Genomic DNA, 230 nt, shown 5'->3' on the forward strand with positions numbered 1-230 from the left:
ACAGGGGTGATAATTTAGAAAGGGCGATCGCATTTTATGAAGCAGCTTTACAAGTTTACACCCGCCCAGCTTTTCCCCAAGATTGGGCAATGACTCAAAATAATTTGGCAAATGCTTACTTATACAGAATCAAGGGAGATAGGGGTGATAATTTAGAAAGGGCGATCGCATTTTTTGAAGCTGCTTTACAAGTTCGCACCCGCGAAGCTTTTCCTCAAGATTGGGCAATG

General features: G+C 42.6%; 1 protein-coding gene. It reads left to right on the forward strand.

Features of this window, described 5'->3' with window-relative positions; genetic code table 11:
- On the forward strand, positions 1-230 hold a 230-nt coding region (locus tag QUB70_RS27375), incomplete at both ends, for a hypothetical protein (protein ID WP_442927838.1).

The organism is Microcoleus sp. A003_D6 (assembly GCF_036702825.1).
Taxonomy (GTDB): domain Bacteria; phylum Cyanobacteriota; class Cyanobacteriia; order Cyanobacteriales; family Microcoleaceae; genus Microcoleus.